The sequence below is a fragment of the Alcanivorax sp. NBRC 102024 genome, assembly GCF_001602235.1.
Taxonomy (GTDB): Bacteria; Pseudomonadota; Gammaproteobacteria; order Pseudomonadales; family Alcanivoracaceae; genus Alcanivorax.
The window spans coordinates 338,445-354,757 of sequence record NZ_BDAS01000001.1; the positions used below are offsets into that span (position 1 = coordinate 338,445).

Here is a 16,313-nt window from a genome sequence, read left to right on the forward strand (position 1 = left end):
GCGCAGATTGTTGCCACAGGAACGTCGCTGGCGGCGTGATGAAAGAACCGCGAGGTACGAGTTGCGAGAAGCGAAAATCTGCCTTTCCCGGTGTTCCGGTTTTGATTTTCGTCACTCGCTTCTCGCAACTCGAGACTCAGGTAATCGCGCCGCCAGCGACGCTCCTACAGTAAGGATATGATCACGGCGACCAGCCAATAAAAAGCCCGCCAGGTGGCGGGCTTTTCAATAGCGTCGCGCCTTCAGGCGTTACACCATTTCGGCGCGCATCTTTTTCTTGTCCAGCTTGCCCACGGAGGTGCGCGGCAGCTCATCCACGAAGATGACGCGATCGGGAATGCCATAGCGGCTGATGATGCCCTTGTCAGCGTAATCCGCCATCAGGGCTTTGATGCCCTCCTCATCCGCATCGCCGTTCTTGACCACCAGGGCCACCGGGCGCTCGCCCCATTTTTCATCGGGTACGCCGACCACGGCACACTCACCCACGCCCGCATGCTGCAGGATCATGCCTTCCAGGTCGATGGAGGAGACCCATTCGCCACCGGTCTTGATCACGTCCTTGATGCGGTCAACGATCTTCAACCAGCCGTCTTCGCTCATCACCGCCACATCCCCGGTGTGCAGCCAACCGCCGGCCCACAGTTCCTCGGATTTTTCCGTGTCGTGCAGGTACCCCTGGGTCAGCCAGGGCGCGCGAACCACCACTTCCCCCTGGCTCTTGCCATCGTGGGGCACGTCGTTCATTTCCCCATCGACGATACGCAGCTGCACCATGGCCACCGGACGGCCGGTGCGGGTGCGGTAGTCCGCCTGGGTTTCCAGGTCGGCCTTTTCCAGTTCCGGGGTCAGTTGTGCCAGGGTCAGCAGCGGACAGGTCTCACTCATGCCGTAGCCGGTATAGATGTCGATGCCGCGCTCCAGGGCGCCCATGGCCAAGGCCTTGGGCAAGGCGGAACCACCAATGATCACTTTCCAGCCACTCAGGTCGATGCTCTTGGCCGCTTCCGCCTGCAACAGCATCTGGATGATGGTGGGTACACAGTGGGAGAAGGTGACCTTCTTGGTGACCAGCAATTTCAGCAAGCTGGCCGGCTCATAGCGACCCGGGTACACCTGCTTCACGCCCATCAGGGTGGCCATGTAGGGAATGCCCCAGGCATGCACGTGGAACATGGGAGTGATCGGCATGTAGACATCGTCTTCATTGAAGCGACCCTGACCGATCCCGGACATGGTGTTACGACCGGCAAAGGTATGCAGTACCAGCTGACGGTGGGAGAAGTACACGCCCTTGGGCAACCCGGTGGTACCGGTGGTGTAAAAGGTGGTGGCGCGGGTGTTTTCATCCAGCTCGGGGAAATCATAACGGGCCGGCGCCTTGGCCAGCAGGTCCTCGTACTCACCGGCGATGGGCAGCGCATCGCTGCTTTTCACACCGTCGTCGTCGAGCAGAATGTAGGTCTTCACCGGCTCGATGCGGTCCTTCACCGCTTCCAGGATCGGCAGGAATTCGCTGTTCACCAGGATGGCGTCATCCTGGGCGTGGTTGATGGTGTAGAGCACCTGTTCCGGGCTGAGCCGCACATTCACGGTGTGCAGTACCGCCCCCATCATGGGAATGGCGAAAAACGCCTCCAGGTAACGGTTGGTGTCCCAGTCCATCACCGCCACGGTGTCGCCGGGCTTGATGCCCTGGGCTGCCAGGGCGCCGGCCAGACGGTGTACCCGCTCTTCAAATTCCCGGTAGGTAAAATCCCGATCACCGTAGGTGATGGTCTGCTCCGGCGCCTTGCCCACGCCGGCTTCGAGAATGCGGTTGATTACCAGCGGCGGCTCCACGGCGGAGGGGGTGCGCTGGATAGTGAGATTACTGCTCATAGTGGCTCCGTTACCTTGTTATTCTGCCGATAAGGGCGGGGCTGAAAGCGCCCATACCTGTGGGTATGTAAGGCGCTCCAGACTGACACAGTCCCCCGCACGGGTCATCCGTTCAGCTGTGCCAAAGGTAACAAAATACTACCCGGTGTAGACGCTGTGTCTAGCACGAGTTGCGACAAGCGAGTCACGAGGAGCGAAAAGCTGTGGGTAGGGTGCACCGCGCCTCAGTGCACCCTTCCCATTCAGGCGCGAGTGAGGGTTTTCGGGTCCAGCAGTTTTTCCAGTTCGTCCCGGGACAGGTCGGACTGCTCCTCGGCCACATCGATCACCGGGCGGCCACTGGCAAAGGCGTCTTTGGCGATCTTCGCTGCCTTCTCGTAGCCAATCACCGGATTGAGGGCCGTGACCAGAATCGGGTTCTTGCCCACCCCTTCCGCCAGACGGTCTTCATTGAAGGTCATTCCGGTGATGGCCCGGTCGGCCAGATTCCGGCAACTGTTGGCCAGCCAGCCGGTCATGTCCAACAGGTTGCTGGCCACCAGCGGCAACATCACGTTGAGCTGGAAGTTACCGCTCTGGGCCGCCACCGCATTGGCCTGATCCAGGCCCATGACCTGGGCCGCCACCATGGTCACCGATTCGCAGATCACCGGGTTGACCTTGCCAGGCATGATCGAAGAGCCCGGCTGGGTGGCCGGCAGTTGCAGCTCGCCCAGACCATGGATGGGGCCCGAATTCATCCAGCGCAGATCATTACTGATCTTCATCAGTACGACCGCCAGGCCACGCAGGGCGGCGGACAGATTCAGCGGCGCATCCAACGCACTCTGGGCCACAAAGGGATGCGGCATTGGCGTGAAGTCCAGCCCGGTTTCCTCTGCCAGTTGCCTGGCAAAGGCCGCCGCAAAATCCGGGTGGGCATTGATGCCGCTGCCCACCGCCGTGCCGCCCTGGGGGATGGTCAGCAGTTCATCCCGGGCCCGGGCCAAGCGGCTGCTGGCATCCTGCAATTGCAGCACCCAGGTCTGCAGTTCCTGCTCCACCGTCACCGGCATGGCATCCATCAGATGGGTTCGGCCGGTCTTCACCAGCTCCCGGCCTTCCCGGGCACGCAACCCCAACGTGGCGATCAGGTGTTCCAGTCCCGGGAGCAATTGTTCGGTGACGGCCAGTACCGACGACACATGAATGGCGGTGGGAATGGTGTCGTTGCTGCTCTGCCCCAGATTCACATCATCGTTGGGATGAATTTCCACGCCCGCGTCGGCGCACAGGTGCGCAATGACCTCATTCACGTTCATGTTGGTGCTGGTGCCAGAGCCGGTCTGGAAAATATCCACCGGGAATTGGTCCAGGTGATGGCCGGCCAGCAAATCATTACAGGCCCCGACAATGGCAGCCTGCTTGTCCGCTGGCAGCTGTTCCAGCCGGAGGTTGGCCTCCGCCGCGCAGCGTTTGATGCGTACCACCGCCAGAATAAACCGCTCCGGCAACGGGCGACCGCTGATGGGAAAGTTGTCCACTGCCCGCTGGGTCTGGGCACCCCATCGGGCCGTTTTGGGCACCTGCACCTGGCCCAGGGAATCGGTTTCGATACGGGTGTCGGTATCGTGGCCGCTCATGATGGCCTCCTGGCAATGAATTTTCTCCATCATGGCACGGGAAATAGGTCAGATCATCCACCCTGCCTTCACCACATCATGGCGTTTTTCAATGGATACTAGGGCCATGCTGCCAGATACCGATTCTTCCCCGGTGGACCCAACCCTGTTCACCGACCTGCCCTGCCTCCCCGGCGTCTACCGCTTTTTTGGCGAGCAGGATGAACTCCTCTATGTGGGAAAAAGCATCAATCTGCGACAACGGGTAAAGAGCCACTTTGCGGCCCGGCACCGGGATAAAAAGGAAGCCCGGTTGTGCCACCTGACCCGCCGTATCGAGCATCAGGTCACTGCCGGCGAACTGGGCGCACTGTTGCTGGAAAACCGGGAAATCAAACAACGCCAACCCATCTTCAACCGTCGTCAGCGCCGTTACCGGCAGCTGCATACCTGGCGTCTGCAAACCAACCGTCAGGGTTTTCTTGTTCCAGTGTTATACCGGCCGCTGGTAGATAATCATGGCTGGCAACAGGACAGCTATGGTCTGTTTCGCAGCCCGCGGCAGGCAAAAGGCATGCTGGATGGCAAGGTGCGTGAAGCCGGGCTCTGCCCGCGAATCTGTGGCCTGGAAGGGAACGGCAAGGGGGCCTGCTTTGCGCATCAGCTGGGCCGATGTCAGGGTGCCTGTTGCGGCAAGGAAACCGTGGAGAGTCACAACCAGCGGCTACAGACAACCCTGGAAGACCAGCATATCCAGGCTTGGCCTTACCCGGGTGTGCTGGTGATCCGTGAGCAGAACCCGCAACAAACCGACTACCATCTGGTTGATCAATGGTGCCATCTCACCACCCTGCAACATAAGCCGGAACCGATGACCATTACCCCGGATGCGGATGCCAGCTTTGATCTGGACAGTTACCGGATGCTGATCCGTTTTCTGGATCAGGGGGTGGAACACTATGTGTTGTCGTGATGCTGCCAAGGCCTAGGGAGGTGGCACCTTGGCAATGATTTCGCTGTGCCAGGTGCCGCCCGGCATGGCAATGCGACCGTATTGCTGATCCCCAAAACTGACCTGCCCTACCAACGGCGTGCCGCCGCCGCTCTGGCCGAAGTCCGCGCTCTGCCCCAGCAAAAGTTCGTTTTCAATGGTCAGGCTGGGCAAGCCGTCACTGTTCTGATCACCGGATTTCAGCACCACGTTGCCGTTTCGCCAGCCGATACTGCCGCTGACATTGGATAGCCGGAACGCTGACTGGGGGCTGGATACTTCGGCCAGTGACAGGTATGCATTGCCATCCAGATTCATATAGCCCTCAAAGCCCAGGGTTGCCAGACCATCGGCAGTGGCCGGGTAGAGCACGAAACGAAACTGGTCCGCGGACAGATTGAAATCCCACAGTGCCACATTGGCGGTGGTTCCCCCCAGATCACTGAGACTGCCCGCCCCGAGCAGGCCCCGTACCTGGTAGTGAGACAGGGTATCGGTGCGCAGCATGATCCCTGACGCCAGATCCGGAAAGGCCGGGTCGGTGTCCCCCAACGTCAGGTACAGGTCCCTGGCTTCCCAGAGCAGGTCATTATTGAGCAGGCCTACCGCCACATCGCTGGCGGTGTTGGCGAACAAGAAATGGGAATGGGTCTGCCAGTTATCCGCCGCCGCCGCGCGCACCAACGGATCAGCGCTATTCGCCGCGTCCCAGAATCCAGGGGACTGCACCATAACGGTAGCGTCTGTCCGCAGACCCACATTGCCGGAGGGCCCTTGCGGATAAGCCAGGATATCGGCATCGAGCTTGCCCAGCGTGAGGACAACGCCCCAGTCATAACTGTCCGACCAACCGCTGGTGGGGTTGGTGACAGTCAACTGTTCACTGTAGGCATGCAGATGACCGTTGCGCAGCAGGACGGCAAACGCCGATTCACCGGCGGCGACCCGGGTCGGATGAAACACTCCCCCCGCACTGGTACACAAACCGCTATCCGGCTGCCCGCTGCTAAAGCCGCCACCAAAGCACAGGCCTGCCGGGCCGGTGCTGTTCTGCACCACATCCAGAATGGCATCCAGTGCAAACATGGGGCCGGAACCATTGCCGAGACGGCGCCAGTTCACTTGCTCCATACGGGTACGGTCACCGTCTGCATGGCCCAGGCGAAGCTGAAAATCCGTGTCGTAATCCCACTGGGTCTGTATCGTCAGGCCTTCTGAGCGGGGGGTATTGATTCCGGCATAATCCCAGTTGCCATTTGGCGCTGTACCATCATAGCCATAGCCGAGCCCACCAGCAGACACCCGCACACGGGCGTCTTTCAGCCCACCGAGCCAGGCACTGTAAAGCAGGGGCTGACGACCACTGCGATCAAAGTTTCCCGGCGATGCCTTATACATCAGGTCGAATTCCAGCGCGGTATAAGTGTGATCCGCTTCCAGCAACAAGCCATTGCTGTCGATACCGATAATGCCCGTGGCGGGTGCATGTCCCCCGGCGGAGCCGTTGGTAAACCGGTTCTGTATGATCAGATTACCAATGCTCATCTCCGCACTGCCGGCTCCGCCCTGGCGGTATATCCAGTCACCGGTCATGGAAAAGTCCAGATTCGCATGCTGGCCATTCGTGCTAAAGAGCCCCTGGTTTACCAACGTCAGGTTGCCTTGTGAATACAACCCGACCTGGCCCAAAGAGTGGCCCGCATAAGCTGGGTTCGTCCCGGTTTCCAGGGTCATCCCGTCCAGGGTGAAGAAGGAAGGCTGCCAGTCATACTGCAATGCCAGTAGCGGAACGCCGCCATCTCTGCCCACATCCAGCTGCAGTTGTGCACTCAGCGGATTGCCATCGCCCTGCAGGGTGAGCCCATTCAGTTGCGTGCAGGCATGCTGGTCCGTCACACCGCCACTGCAGGTTCCGGCTGGTGCGTTACCTCTATCGGTTATCCAGTTCAACTGTTGGGCCTGAATGGCGCCACCGCTTTCCAGATTGACGGTGAGACCGTCCTGACCGCGGATATCAGCCAGACCACTGTCATCAATAGGCGTCATGGCAGTGACCGCAGCGGACAGTGGCAATACCGCCAGGATCAACAGGGGCCGGCGATCAGAAACCATACAGAAACGCCCTCCCGTCAAAACGCATCTGCATGTCGCCGTTGGCGCTCGCCGAATCACTCATTCGAAATGCCATTGCACTACCAGGATTGTTATCCAGCATGAAACCGGGCATAGCGCCATCGTCCACTTCCACCGCCATGCGTCCGATATTGAGAAAGGTATTCATGTCCTGATACTCGCCCGGCCCTTTCGCAAAGGGGTAATCCAGCTGAATTGCCGGCAGACCATCAGGGTTACAGGGGGAAAGCAGGCAGTTACCGTCAGCATCTTCAAAACGACTCAGGTCACGGTAGCTGGATCCGCTATTACTCAGATATGCCCCTTCCAGCCGGACATCTTCAATGGCCAGGCTGCCATAGAATTCTTTCAGCACCAGCCAGTTTCCTTCCCTGGCGACAAACTCCAACCCAAGACGACAGGGGTCCGGGGTGCCGCCACACGCAGTATCCGGTGCATTGTCCTCACCAACATTATTTCGCAGCCGCAGGGTTAGCTGAATGGCATCACCGCCAATGACTGACTGAAGCTCACTGTCGTTAAGGGGAACCATGGAATTGGTTTTCCCCGTCTGAGGATAAATAATGCTTAGCAGCAACCATAGCGCCACAAACATAAAAGGGATGTATTTCGATGGCATACCATATCCAGACATATTTTCCTCTCTCAGCAGAACATGGTGCTGCCGTAGCAGTTTTGTTTCGGCGCCAGATCAAACTCGGGGTGTTCCAGCAGCAACCCCGGCGCCCCCAGCAATGCAATGGCTTCATCAATGCCGCGGTTACCAAGATCCGCATTGGGGTTGTAAACATCCAACAGCTTCACCGAAGGCGCGTTGAGCCACCATCCGGTATTCGCCGGCACCGCATAGCTGCTTGAGCAACGGGGGGTAGCATTACTGGTGGCACAGATATCAAAAGCGCCAGGAGGCAACTCTTCCGTCGGCGTCAGTTTGCTGTAACGGGGGTATGCAATGGGCTCTCTCTGGAAGGAAAGAAAGAAATCTGAGGTATCTTCAAATGTCAGTTTATGAACGTTACGAAGATCGGTATTGAGGCTGGCGAAAACCGTATCCATTACTGCCTCAGCGGCACAGGCAAGGGGGTTAAAAAAACCACAACTTCCCCCCAGGAACTCAAGGTTGTTGGTTTTCAGTTCTGCAGCTTGCAGGCCAAGCGTCTGCATTCTTGTGCCGGCAATATCAACAAAGAGTGCATCAGAAAGATTATTGCCACAGTCATCATGTCCTATGCTGGTCCTTCCCGTACACCCTGTTGCTCTTATTGTAAAAATACTCAGCAACCGGGCCTCAATATCCATGGTCAGTGATAGTTCAGAACCCAGAAATCCGCTGACACTGTTTATCCCCGAATGGCACCCCACAACGCCAGAGCCTGTTACGGCACCGGTATTACAGGTAGTGGCAAACGCTGTGTTTTCCTGATTCACCGCATTGTTCGTGTAATACCGGCGCCCCGCACTGATGGCACCATCTGCGGATTGCGCGCCAATTTTTATACCGGCAATCTCACGTAATGTGGTTGAGTCGTCATTCTTAACCGCGAACTCTATATATGGCCTGTCCAGTGTAAAGGGGCTTCCAGGATCGCCGATATCCGTGCCGTTTCTTCCCATCAGGCTCAGGTAATCAATATCAATATCACAGCCTGCGTGACCGGAAAGATGATCGTTAATGCCGCCACAGCCGAGCTGTAATTTTGAAACGTTAAGATTTAACTGAAGCTCTCCGTCCAGACCAATTCGATAGAATTCAAAGGGTGTGGAATAGGGGTTTGGATTCGACAATGCGCTGCCTGATATTTTGTCGGAAACGATCAGTCCCTGACCCGTAACAGCTCTCATCTGATCCTCATCAAGAGGACTCATACCTCCAACATTAAACGCGTAGGAAGATGAAAACCAGAACAATATGAGCGCAGCTGATATTTTTACTGACGGAATTTTTTTTGTTTTATTTTCCATAAAAATTCTCTAATCCCCTGCGCCATAGCTGGTAAATTTCATGTAATTCACCTGTAATCCTTCTGCTCTGGCATCTCCAAGGTTTGCAGCGCCTGTACGAATAACGGGGAGAGTGTTGTTGCCGGGAACTCCCAATAACGTTGATGGGTTCATCTTGTTCACTGTGGTGTAATCAGACCCGGCACTGATGTTGTAGCTGCCTCCATAGCCACATTGGTAATCACTCCCGCTATTAGCGGTACAATTAGCTGCCTGACGATAATAGCGATCCGCAACACCTCCGGAGCCTCCACGAGGGGCATAATCACCACAGTTGCTTCCCCCCGGGCAGGAGTACTGATCCTGTCCTGGCCGAACATCCACCGCCGTGATCATGTAAGCGAACGCATCAAAGTCATCGCAGCTTTCACACTTGCGAAAGAAGATGCCGTCATCGGTATCGTTGTAGGCATTGCGATTTGGAGAAACCGTTGTCGATACCGCTGGACAGCCAACCCCACGACAGGGATACCAGTCCCCCCAACGTGAGTAGCCATGGGTAACAAAGTAGGAATCATCCACCGCATGAGAAGGCGTTGCGCCAGGGGTGTTGCTCAATAACGCTGCCCGGGCAGTGATATAGCCGGCATCCGCACTGTCCGGTACTGCCAGCGAGTAGAAATGATCATGAACCGCTGTATGGGTAGGGACATCTGGAAGACGCGGAATTTCCAGAATGAAATTACCGTCCTGAGACGGCACCGTATCCAGGGTCAGCGCCTGATAGTAAAGCTGTCCCAACGGAACATAGGCATCCACATTTTTGAAATGTAGACCTTCGAGGGCATCAAACCTCACCGGTTGCCCCACCACATCGCTGGCGCCCGGACCATCATACTGTGCTGCAGAAAACCGGAAGTCGCCCTTCAGGCGACTGTGGTAAAGGATGGCAAAGGTTTCGTTACCCGGTTGGGTAAACTGGAAAAGGCGGAAGGCTGAATTGGCCGCATTACCGCGAATGATGGTCTGGGTTTTCAGCAAATCCCCGGTACCGACGGACAGGTTATCATTATTACCGGAGCGACCTACTTCCAGTTCTCCCCAAAAGGAAAAGGTGTATTCCGGCTGGGCACTGGGCGCCAGATATTCATAGATGGTGCTGTCCGGGTTATTGGGATCACTGTTGAGGACGGTGCCATCGTAGCTGACCCCTCGGGGCGAAAATGCGCGTAACAGGTACGGGTTATCATGGGGCGCAAAGTCACTGATCAGTCCACCACGAGGGCAGCCGAGGCTTGAGGCATCACAGGACGTGCCGAAATTGCCGCCGCTTTCATCCCAGTGAAATCCCCCGGTACCCGCACCGGAAATGTTCACGCCATACCAGCGCAGGTCCCCCCGTTGCAACGTGGTGCTACCTACCGGATCTGAGCCCACCTGCTCGAAATAACTGGTGGGCTTGATCAACCAGCGAAAATCCTCGAAGCCGATAGCCAGGCCCGTGCCGGTCACCTGAGACAGGCTTTCTTCATCCAGGGATTCCAGTGCAGCCTTACCCACCATAGGGCCAGCCGCGAGGACAACCAGCAAAACACGGAATAACCTGATGCAGTGTCTGTATTTGGGTCTGGTGAGCATGCTCACCTCATTGCGTTTGTTATTGTTTTATGTAAAACCGTTCACTTTTGTGACCAGTCGGTCACAAACAAACCTAGCGCAATAACTATGCAACTCAATGCTCAAAAAGAAACAATATGTTTACCTGGTAGATAGGCTTTTGATTTGAAAGGGCTTCGCCACTTATTTCTGTGATGAGCGGTTTGGTCAGAAATTGGGGATATTTGGCCAACCGGGAAGGTTGTGGGTAACTATTGCGGACGGGAGAGTGCTCCGCCCTGAATCCACGGCGGCTATGGCTCTTTCTTATTTACCAATACAGAAGGAGGAAAAGATACGCCCCAGCAAATCATCCGCGGTAAAGGCACCGGTGATTTCTTCCAGGGCTTTCTGGGCAGCGCGCAGGTCTTCCGCCAGCAGCTCGCCAGCGGCATGGTCGTGCAATTGCTGCTCGCCATTGTCCAGGGCGGCGAGAGCCTGTTGCAGGGCCGTGATGTGGCGGCGACGGGCGGAAAAGCGGCTTTGGCCTTCACCCTGCCCCGTTCCTTTAAATCCGGCGGCGGCTTTCAGGTGCTCCCGCAGTTCCGGCAAGCCGTCACCAGTGGTAGCGGAGATCACGAAGCTACCGTCATCCCGGGACCCGGTCGGGATGCCGGACAGGTCTGCCTTGTTCAGCACCACCGTCACCGGCAGATCCAGATTTTCCAGTTGCTGCTGGCTCTGCGGAAGCAAGCTGTGGATATCTTGTGGATTAACATCTCCCTCCCGGGAATCCACCATGACCAGCAGGCGGTCGGCTTTTTTCATTTCCGCATAGGCACGGCGAATGCCCTCCTGCTCCACCACATCGGCGCTGTCCCGCAGGCCAGCGGTATCAATCAGGTTCAGGGGCATGCCATCCAGCTGGATGGATTCGCGCAGCACATCCCGGGTGGTACCGGCGATATCGGTAACGATGGCCGCATCGAAGCCGGCCAGGGCATTCATCAGCGAGGACTTTCCGGCATTGGGTTTGCCGGCGATAACCAGGGTCATGCCCTCACGAACCAGGCGGCCCTGATTGGCTTCCTCCAGCACCCGCAGGCATTGCCCGCGTAACTCACGGAGATCCCCGGCCACCTTGCCATCAGAGAGAAAGTCGATTTCCTCTTCCGGGAAATCAATGGCGGCTTCCACATAGATGCGCAACCCGATGAGCTCCTCCACCAGGCGATTCACCTGGTCGGAGAACACCCCCTGCAGGGAATGCAGGGCGGCTCGTGCTGATGCACTGGTGCCCGCATCGATCAGGTCGGCGATGGCTTCAGCCTGGGTCAGATCCATCTTGTCGTTGAGGAAGGCCCGCTGGGAAAATTCCCCCGCCCGGGCCTGACGGGCGCCAGCCGCTATGCAGGCTGCCACCAGCATATCCAGGATCACCGGGCCGCCATGGCCCTGCAGCTCGACCACATCTTCGCCGGTAAACGAGTGGGGTGCCGGGAAGGCGATCACCAGCCCCTCATCGATCACCTGGCCCTGGGCATCTTTGAAGCGGGCAAAATGCGCCATTCTAGGGGTCAGTGAGCGATCACCCACCAACTTCCCGACGATCTCACGGGCCCCGGGACCGGACAGGCGAACCACGCCCACGCCGCCACGGCCTGGCGCTGTGGCAATGGCAACAATCGTATCCTGGGCAGTATTCGACATGGGCTAATTCAGGCAGACCGGCAAAGGAGCATCAGCATAAAACAAAACCGGCCGGGAAATCCCGGCCGGTTGATAAAGAACAGCAGCGCGAGGCTGTTATCCTTCGTTTTCGATCTTGCGGGTAATCGCCCACTGCTGGGCAATGGACAGCAGGTTGTTGGTCAGCCAGTACAGCACCAGACCTGCCGGGAACCACAGCATGAAGACGGAGAACACCACCGGCATCCACTTCATCACCTGGGCCTGCATGGGGTCCGCCGGCGTCGGGTTGAGGCGGGTCTGCAGGAACATGGAAGCGCCCATCAGGATTGGCAGGACGAAGTACGGGTCCATCACTGACAGATCGTTGATCCACAGGAAGAACGGGGCCTGACGCAGCTCCACCGACTCCAGCAGCACATAGTACAGGGCAATAAACACCGGCATCTGAACCAGCATGGGCAGACAGCCGCCCAGGGGGTTGATCTTCTCGCGCTGGAACAACTTCATGGTTTCCATCTGCGCTTTCTGCCGGTCGTTCTTGTTCTGCTCCTTGATGCGCTGCATCTCCGGCGCCACCTTGCGCATTTTCGCCATGGAGCGATAGCTGGTAGCGCTGAGCTTGAAGAAGATTGCCTTGATAATGAAGGTCAGCAGGATGATGGCCACACCCCAGTTCCCCACACCGGCACCGATGTCGATATCCATGCCAAACACGGACACCTCACCGCTCTGCAGGAACACCAGCAGGGCAAAGATGGGCTGGGAAATAAACCACAGCCAGCCATAGTCCACGGTCATGTTGAGACCGGGGCTGATCGCCTCCAGCTTGTCCTGCTGCTTGGGCCCGGCATAAAACTCGGCGTACAGCACTTTTTCTTCACCGGGAGCCACCTTGACGGTGGGGGAGACGAAGCGCAGCAGGTACTGGCCTCGCTTTTCCAGATGGACACTGGAGTATTGATTCCGTTGCTGGGCATCCGGTACCCAGGCAGAAACAAAGTAGTGTTGCACCATGGCCAACCAGCCGCCCTCGACCGTCAGGTTCAGGGGCTGGTCCGCCATGTCGTCAAAATCGAGTTTATTGTAGGGCTTCTCGCTATCCCAGTAGGCAGCCCCCAAATAGGTGGGCATGGGGATAAAGCCATGGTTCGCCAGACCCGGATCATCACTGCCGTCGCGCTTGATCTGGCCATACAGGGCACCGGACCATTCGTTGTTCCCCTGGTTGCGAACAATATGGCTGACGCGAACCAGGTAGCTACCGCGCTCGAAGGTGAAACGTTTGACCAGTTCGGCGCCATTGTCCTGACGCAGGGTCAGATCCACATTCAGTTCCTGGCTGCCCTCATCCAGCTGATAGCTCTGCTCGGCTGTGCTCCACAGAGGACGGCCCGCACTGGAATCGGTTCCGTTCTTGCCAATCAGTCCACTCTGGGCCACATAGGTACGGTTGGCATCCTGCTCGAGCAACACGAAGGGCTGATCCGGGGTTTCCGCATGGCGAGGGAACTCCGGCAACGCCAGGCGGACGATATCGCCCCCCTTGGGATCGATTTCCACACGCAGCACATCGGTGCTGACACGGATACGTTCCTGACGGGTGGACTGCTCGCTGGATTCGGATGCGGGAGTTTGAGCCTGTTCTGCGGGAGCAGAAGGAATGCCGCTATCGGCAGTCTCGGCCTGAGGTTCGGGGAGATCCAGCCCGTCGTCATTGCCTTGCGCAGTCTGCGCAACCTCTTCAACGGCGGCTGGCTGGGTCGGGTTGGCATAATCCTGTTGCCAGGCCTGAATCATCAGGTAGGAAACGATGGCAATGCCGGTGATCACTAGGGCGCGCTGGATTTCCATAACAGGCTATTCTGTGGCGTGAAAAACGGGCCGCAGTTTCTCAAGCTTGCCCGCACTTAGCAAGCAGCTTGTCAAAGAGCTTGCCAAGCTGGTCTGTCACTTCTGCCGGATCCGGGTGATCAATGCGTCCGCGGACCAGCAATATAATGTCCAGTCCTGCCAGTTCGTGCTGGCGTAAACGGAATTGCTCCCGGGCTCTGCGTTTGACACAGCCACGGTCAACCGCCCGCTTTGCGCGCTTGCGGCCAATCACCAGGCCCAATCGGGGCAACTGCTGCTGATTCGGACACGCCAACAACAAAAACGCCGCATTGCCCACCTTCCATTTGGGGTGGTCGAATACGGTCTGATATTGGGTTCCGGTAAGAAGTCTGTGCTGGCGGGTAAAAGCCTGGGTTGTCGGCACTGTTACCTCAGCCAGGAGGGCGGAGTAAAACGGTTGGCTCAGGCAGCCAACCGCTTACGACCCTTGGCACGACGAGCGGCCAGAATTTTACGACCGTTTTTGGTCGCCATGCGAGCACGGAAACCGTGGGCACGTTTGCGTTTGAGTACGCTGGGCTGAAATGTGCGTTTCATGGTGTCTTCCCCATGGAATGAGACAGCAATTAGAAGGCCGGCAAGTCTAGGGAAAGGGAAATCCCCTGTCAATCGGCTTTTCAGCCTTGTGCAAAGCGGGCTGGAGAGAACTGTTAATAGAACTTAAATATTTAAATGTTTTTAGTAGTAGTAGTTTTAATAGGGGAAGCGGCTTTTTGTGGATAAGCAAGAAAAATATATATTTATCAATACCTTGCTTCGTTGATAACTTGCGTACCATTGTGTGTAAGTACTGGGGACGAGCGGGGGACGAGCTGTCATTAAATGTGGGTACAAATTATCCCGGTGGTTGTCCACCGGGTTGTCCCTGTATCCCCGCACAGGGTTATGGTCCTACTTATCCACAGAAATAAAGCCAGAAAAATCCCCGCTGTCCTGTGGATAGTTATCGCTTGGAGGGGGTAGAATGACGGGCCAAATTGCGGTTCGTTGACCGAAATTTCATTCAGTTCATAAAGACGATTCAGGGCCCGAAGTGCCGCTGGACTGTGAGTCCTTTCGCGGTCGGGTTCCTTGTTCTTTCGCGCCTGCGGGCAGAAGAGCGGTATCGTTCAGGATAATAAGGCGTGTGCGTGTCTGAAGAGCTCTGGCAACGCTGCCTGACCCGACTCGAGGATGAGTTGCCGTCACAGCAGTACAACATGTGGATCCGGCCATTACAGGTGGCTGCATCTGCGGATGGCGCCGAGCTGACGCTGTTTGCACCCAACCGGTTTGTGGTGGACTGGGTACGCGACAAGTACATGGATCGCATCGGTGAGGTGCTGGGCGAATTGCAGAGCGGTGCGCTGCCCCAGTTACGCCTGGAGGTGGGATCCAGCCGTATGCCCACCCCGCCGCCACAGACGTCCTCTCCGGCCCCTGCCAGCGCGGCTGCGCCCTCTTCCGGTCATATGCGTACCCCTGAGCTGGCAGAGAGCAAACCGCAGCCCACGGCGCTGGGCGGGGCCCGCAAACATCGCAGCAATCTCAATACCGGCTTTACCTTTTCTACCTTTGTGGAAGGCAAGTCCAACCGCATGGCGGCTGCTGCTGCCCAGCAGGTGGCGGAGAACCCTGCCAGCCATGGCTATAACCCGTTGTTGTTGTATGGCGGTGTGGGCCTGGGCAAGACCCACCTGATGCACGCGGTGGGTAATGAGCTGCTGCGGCGCAACCCCAATGCCAAGGTGGTCTACCTGCACAGTGAGCGGTTTGTGGCAGACATGATTTCTGCCCTGCGCAACAAGACCATTAATGAGTTCAAGCGCTTTTACCGCTCCGTGGACGCCTTGCTGATTGATGATATTCAATTCTTTGCAGGTAAGGAGCAGTCCCAGGAAGAGTTCTTCCACACCTTTAATGCGTTGCTGGAAAATGGTCAGCAGATCATCCTCACCTGTGACAAATTCCCCAAGGAAGTGGATGGTCTGGAGGAGCGGCTCAAGAGCCGGTTCGGTTGGGGGTTGTCCCAGCCCATGGAACCGCCGGAGCTGGAGACCCGCGTGGCGATCCTGAAAAAGAAGGCGGAAGAAGCCAAGGTGGATTTGCCCAATGACGCGGCCTTCTTTATCGCGCAACGAATCCGTTCTAATGTACGGGAACTGGAAGGCGCGCTGCGCCGGGTGATCGCCCATGTGCGGTTCACCGGGGCGCAGATCGATATCGGCCTGATCAAGGAAGCGCTGAAGGATCTGATTGCCCTGCAGGCACGGCAGATCAGTATCGACAACATCCAGCGGGTGGTGGCCGAGTACTACAAGATCAAGATCAACGACCTGCTCTCACCCCGGCGGACCCGTTCGGTGGCGAGACCCCGGCAAGTGGCCATGGCCTTGTCCAAGGAGCTGACCAGCCACAGCCTGCCGGAGATTGGTGAGAATTTTGGTGGCCGTGATCACACCACCGTATTGCATGCCTGTCGTAAGGTGTTGCAGCTGCGGGAATCCAATCCGGAAATCGAGGAAGATTATCAGAGCCTGTTACGGACGTTGACGTCCTGACGGGGAGAGCCCGGCCCGGTGGCCGGTTCTGTGCATAGTAAGGGG

General features: G+C 57.4%; 12 protein-coding genes. 2 read left to right on the forward strand and 10 right to left on the reverse strand.

Going from position 1 to position 16,313, the window contains the following annotated elements; genetic code table 11:
* Positions 1-249: 249 nt before the first annotated feature.
* Together A0251_RS01585 and A0251_RS01590 are read right to left on the reverse strand one after the other, a co-directional pair.
* Positions 250-1,881, reverse strand: a complete 1,632-nt coding sequence (locus A0251_RS01585; protein WP_062815076.1) for a fatty acid--CoA ligase — start codon at positions 1,879-1,881, stop codon at positions 250-252.
* Positions 1,882-2,123: 242 nt separating this feature from the next.
* Positions 2,124-3,503: a lyase family protein gene (locus A0251_RS01590; RefSeq protein ID WP_062815478.1), complete on the reverse strand. Its 1,380-nt coding sequence runs from the start codon at positions 3,501-3,503 to the stop codon at positions 2,124-2,126.
* Between the two features lie 106 nt (positions 3,504-3,609).
* On the opposite strand from A0251_RS01590, the gene A0251_RS01595 reads away from it, so the two are divergent.
* Positions 3,610-4,455 (forward strand): GIY-YIG nuclease family protein, encoded by an 846-nt coding sequence (locus A0251_RS01595; protein ID WP_062815077.1) that lies wholly within the window; start codon positions 3,610-3,612, stop codon positions 4,453-4,455.
* A gap of 12 nt (positions 4,456-4,467) precedes the next feature.
* Here A0251_RS01595 and A0251_RS01600 read toward each other — a convergent pair whose 3' ends face one another.
* The 8 genes from A0251_RS01600 to rpmH form a co-directional block, all read right to left on the reverse strand.
* Positions 4,468-6,585, reverse strand: a complete 2,118-nt coding sequence (locus A0251_RS01600; RefSeq protein ID WP_062815078.1) for a DUF6160 family protein — start codon at positions 6,583-6,585, stop codon at positions 4,468-4,470.
* Positions 6,575-7,138: a hypothetical protein gene (locus A0251_RS01605; protein WP_156478214.1), complete on the reverse strand. Its 564-nt coding sequence runs from the start codon at positions 7,136-7,138 to the stop codon at positions 6,575-6,577. Before A0251_RS01605 ends, A0251_RS01600 begins: the two co-directional genes overlap by 11 nt.
* 113 nt (positions 7,139-7,251) lie before the next feature.
* The gene (locus tag A0251_RS17320) at positions 7,252-8,568 is read right to left on the reverse strand and encodes a hypothetical protein (RefSeq protein WP_156478215.1); all 1,317 of its coding nucleotides are present in this window, start codon (positions 8,566-8,568) and stop codon (positions 7,252-7,254) included.
* A gap of 9 nt (positions 8,569-8,577) precedes the next feature.
* Entirely contained in the window at positions 8,578-10,110 is a 1,533-nt protein-coding gene (locus tag A0251_RS01615) for a hypothetical protein (protein WP_062815081.1), read from the reverse strand.
* Between the two features lie 360 nt (positions 10,111-10,470).
* Positions 10,471-11,853 (reverse strand): tRNA uridine-5-carboxymethylaminomethyl(34) synthesis GTPase MnmE, encoded by a 1,383-nt coding sequence (gene mnmE / locus A0251_RS01620; RefSeq protein ID WP_062815082.1) that lies wholly within the window; start codon positions 11,851-11,853, stop codon positions 10,471-10,473.
* A gap of 96 nt (positions 11,854-11,949) precedes the next feature.
* Entirely contained in the window at positions 11,950-13,686 is a 1,737-nt protein-coding gene (gene yidC / locus A0251_RS01625) for a membrane protein insertase YidC (protein ID WP_062815083.1), read from the reverse strand.
* A gap of 40 nt (positions 13,687-13,726) precedes the next feature.
* Positions 13,727-14,092 carry a ribonuclease P protein component gene (gene rnpA, locus A0251_RS01630; RefSeq protein ID WP_062815084.1) on the reverse strand — a complete coding sequence of 122 codons (366 nt, stop codon included), beginning with the start codon at positions 14,090-14,092 and terminating at the stop codon, positions 13,727-13,729.
* 38 nt (positions 14,093-14,130) lie between these two features.
* Positions 14,131-14,265 carry a 50S ribosomal protein L34 gene (rpmH, locus tag A0251_RS01635; RefSeq protein WP_011590025.1) on the reverse strand — a complete coding sequence of 45 codons (135 nt, stop codon included), beginning with the start codon at positions 14,263-14,265 and terminating at the stop codon, positions 14,131-14,133.
* A gap of 593 nt (positions 14,266-14,858) precedes the next feature.
* Here rpmH and dnaA point away from each other — a divergent pair.
* Positions 14,859-16,268 carry a chromosomal replication initiator protein DnaA gene (dnaA, locus tag A0251_RS01640; RefSeq protein WP_062815479.1) on the forward strand — a complete coding sequence of 470 codons (1,410 nt, stop codon included), beginning with the start codon at positions 14,859-14,861 and terminating at the stop codon, positions 16,266-16,268.
* Positions 16,269-16,313: the final 45 nt, after the last annotated feature.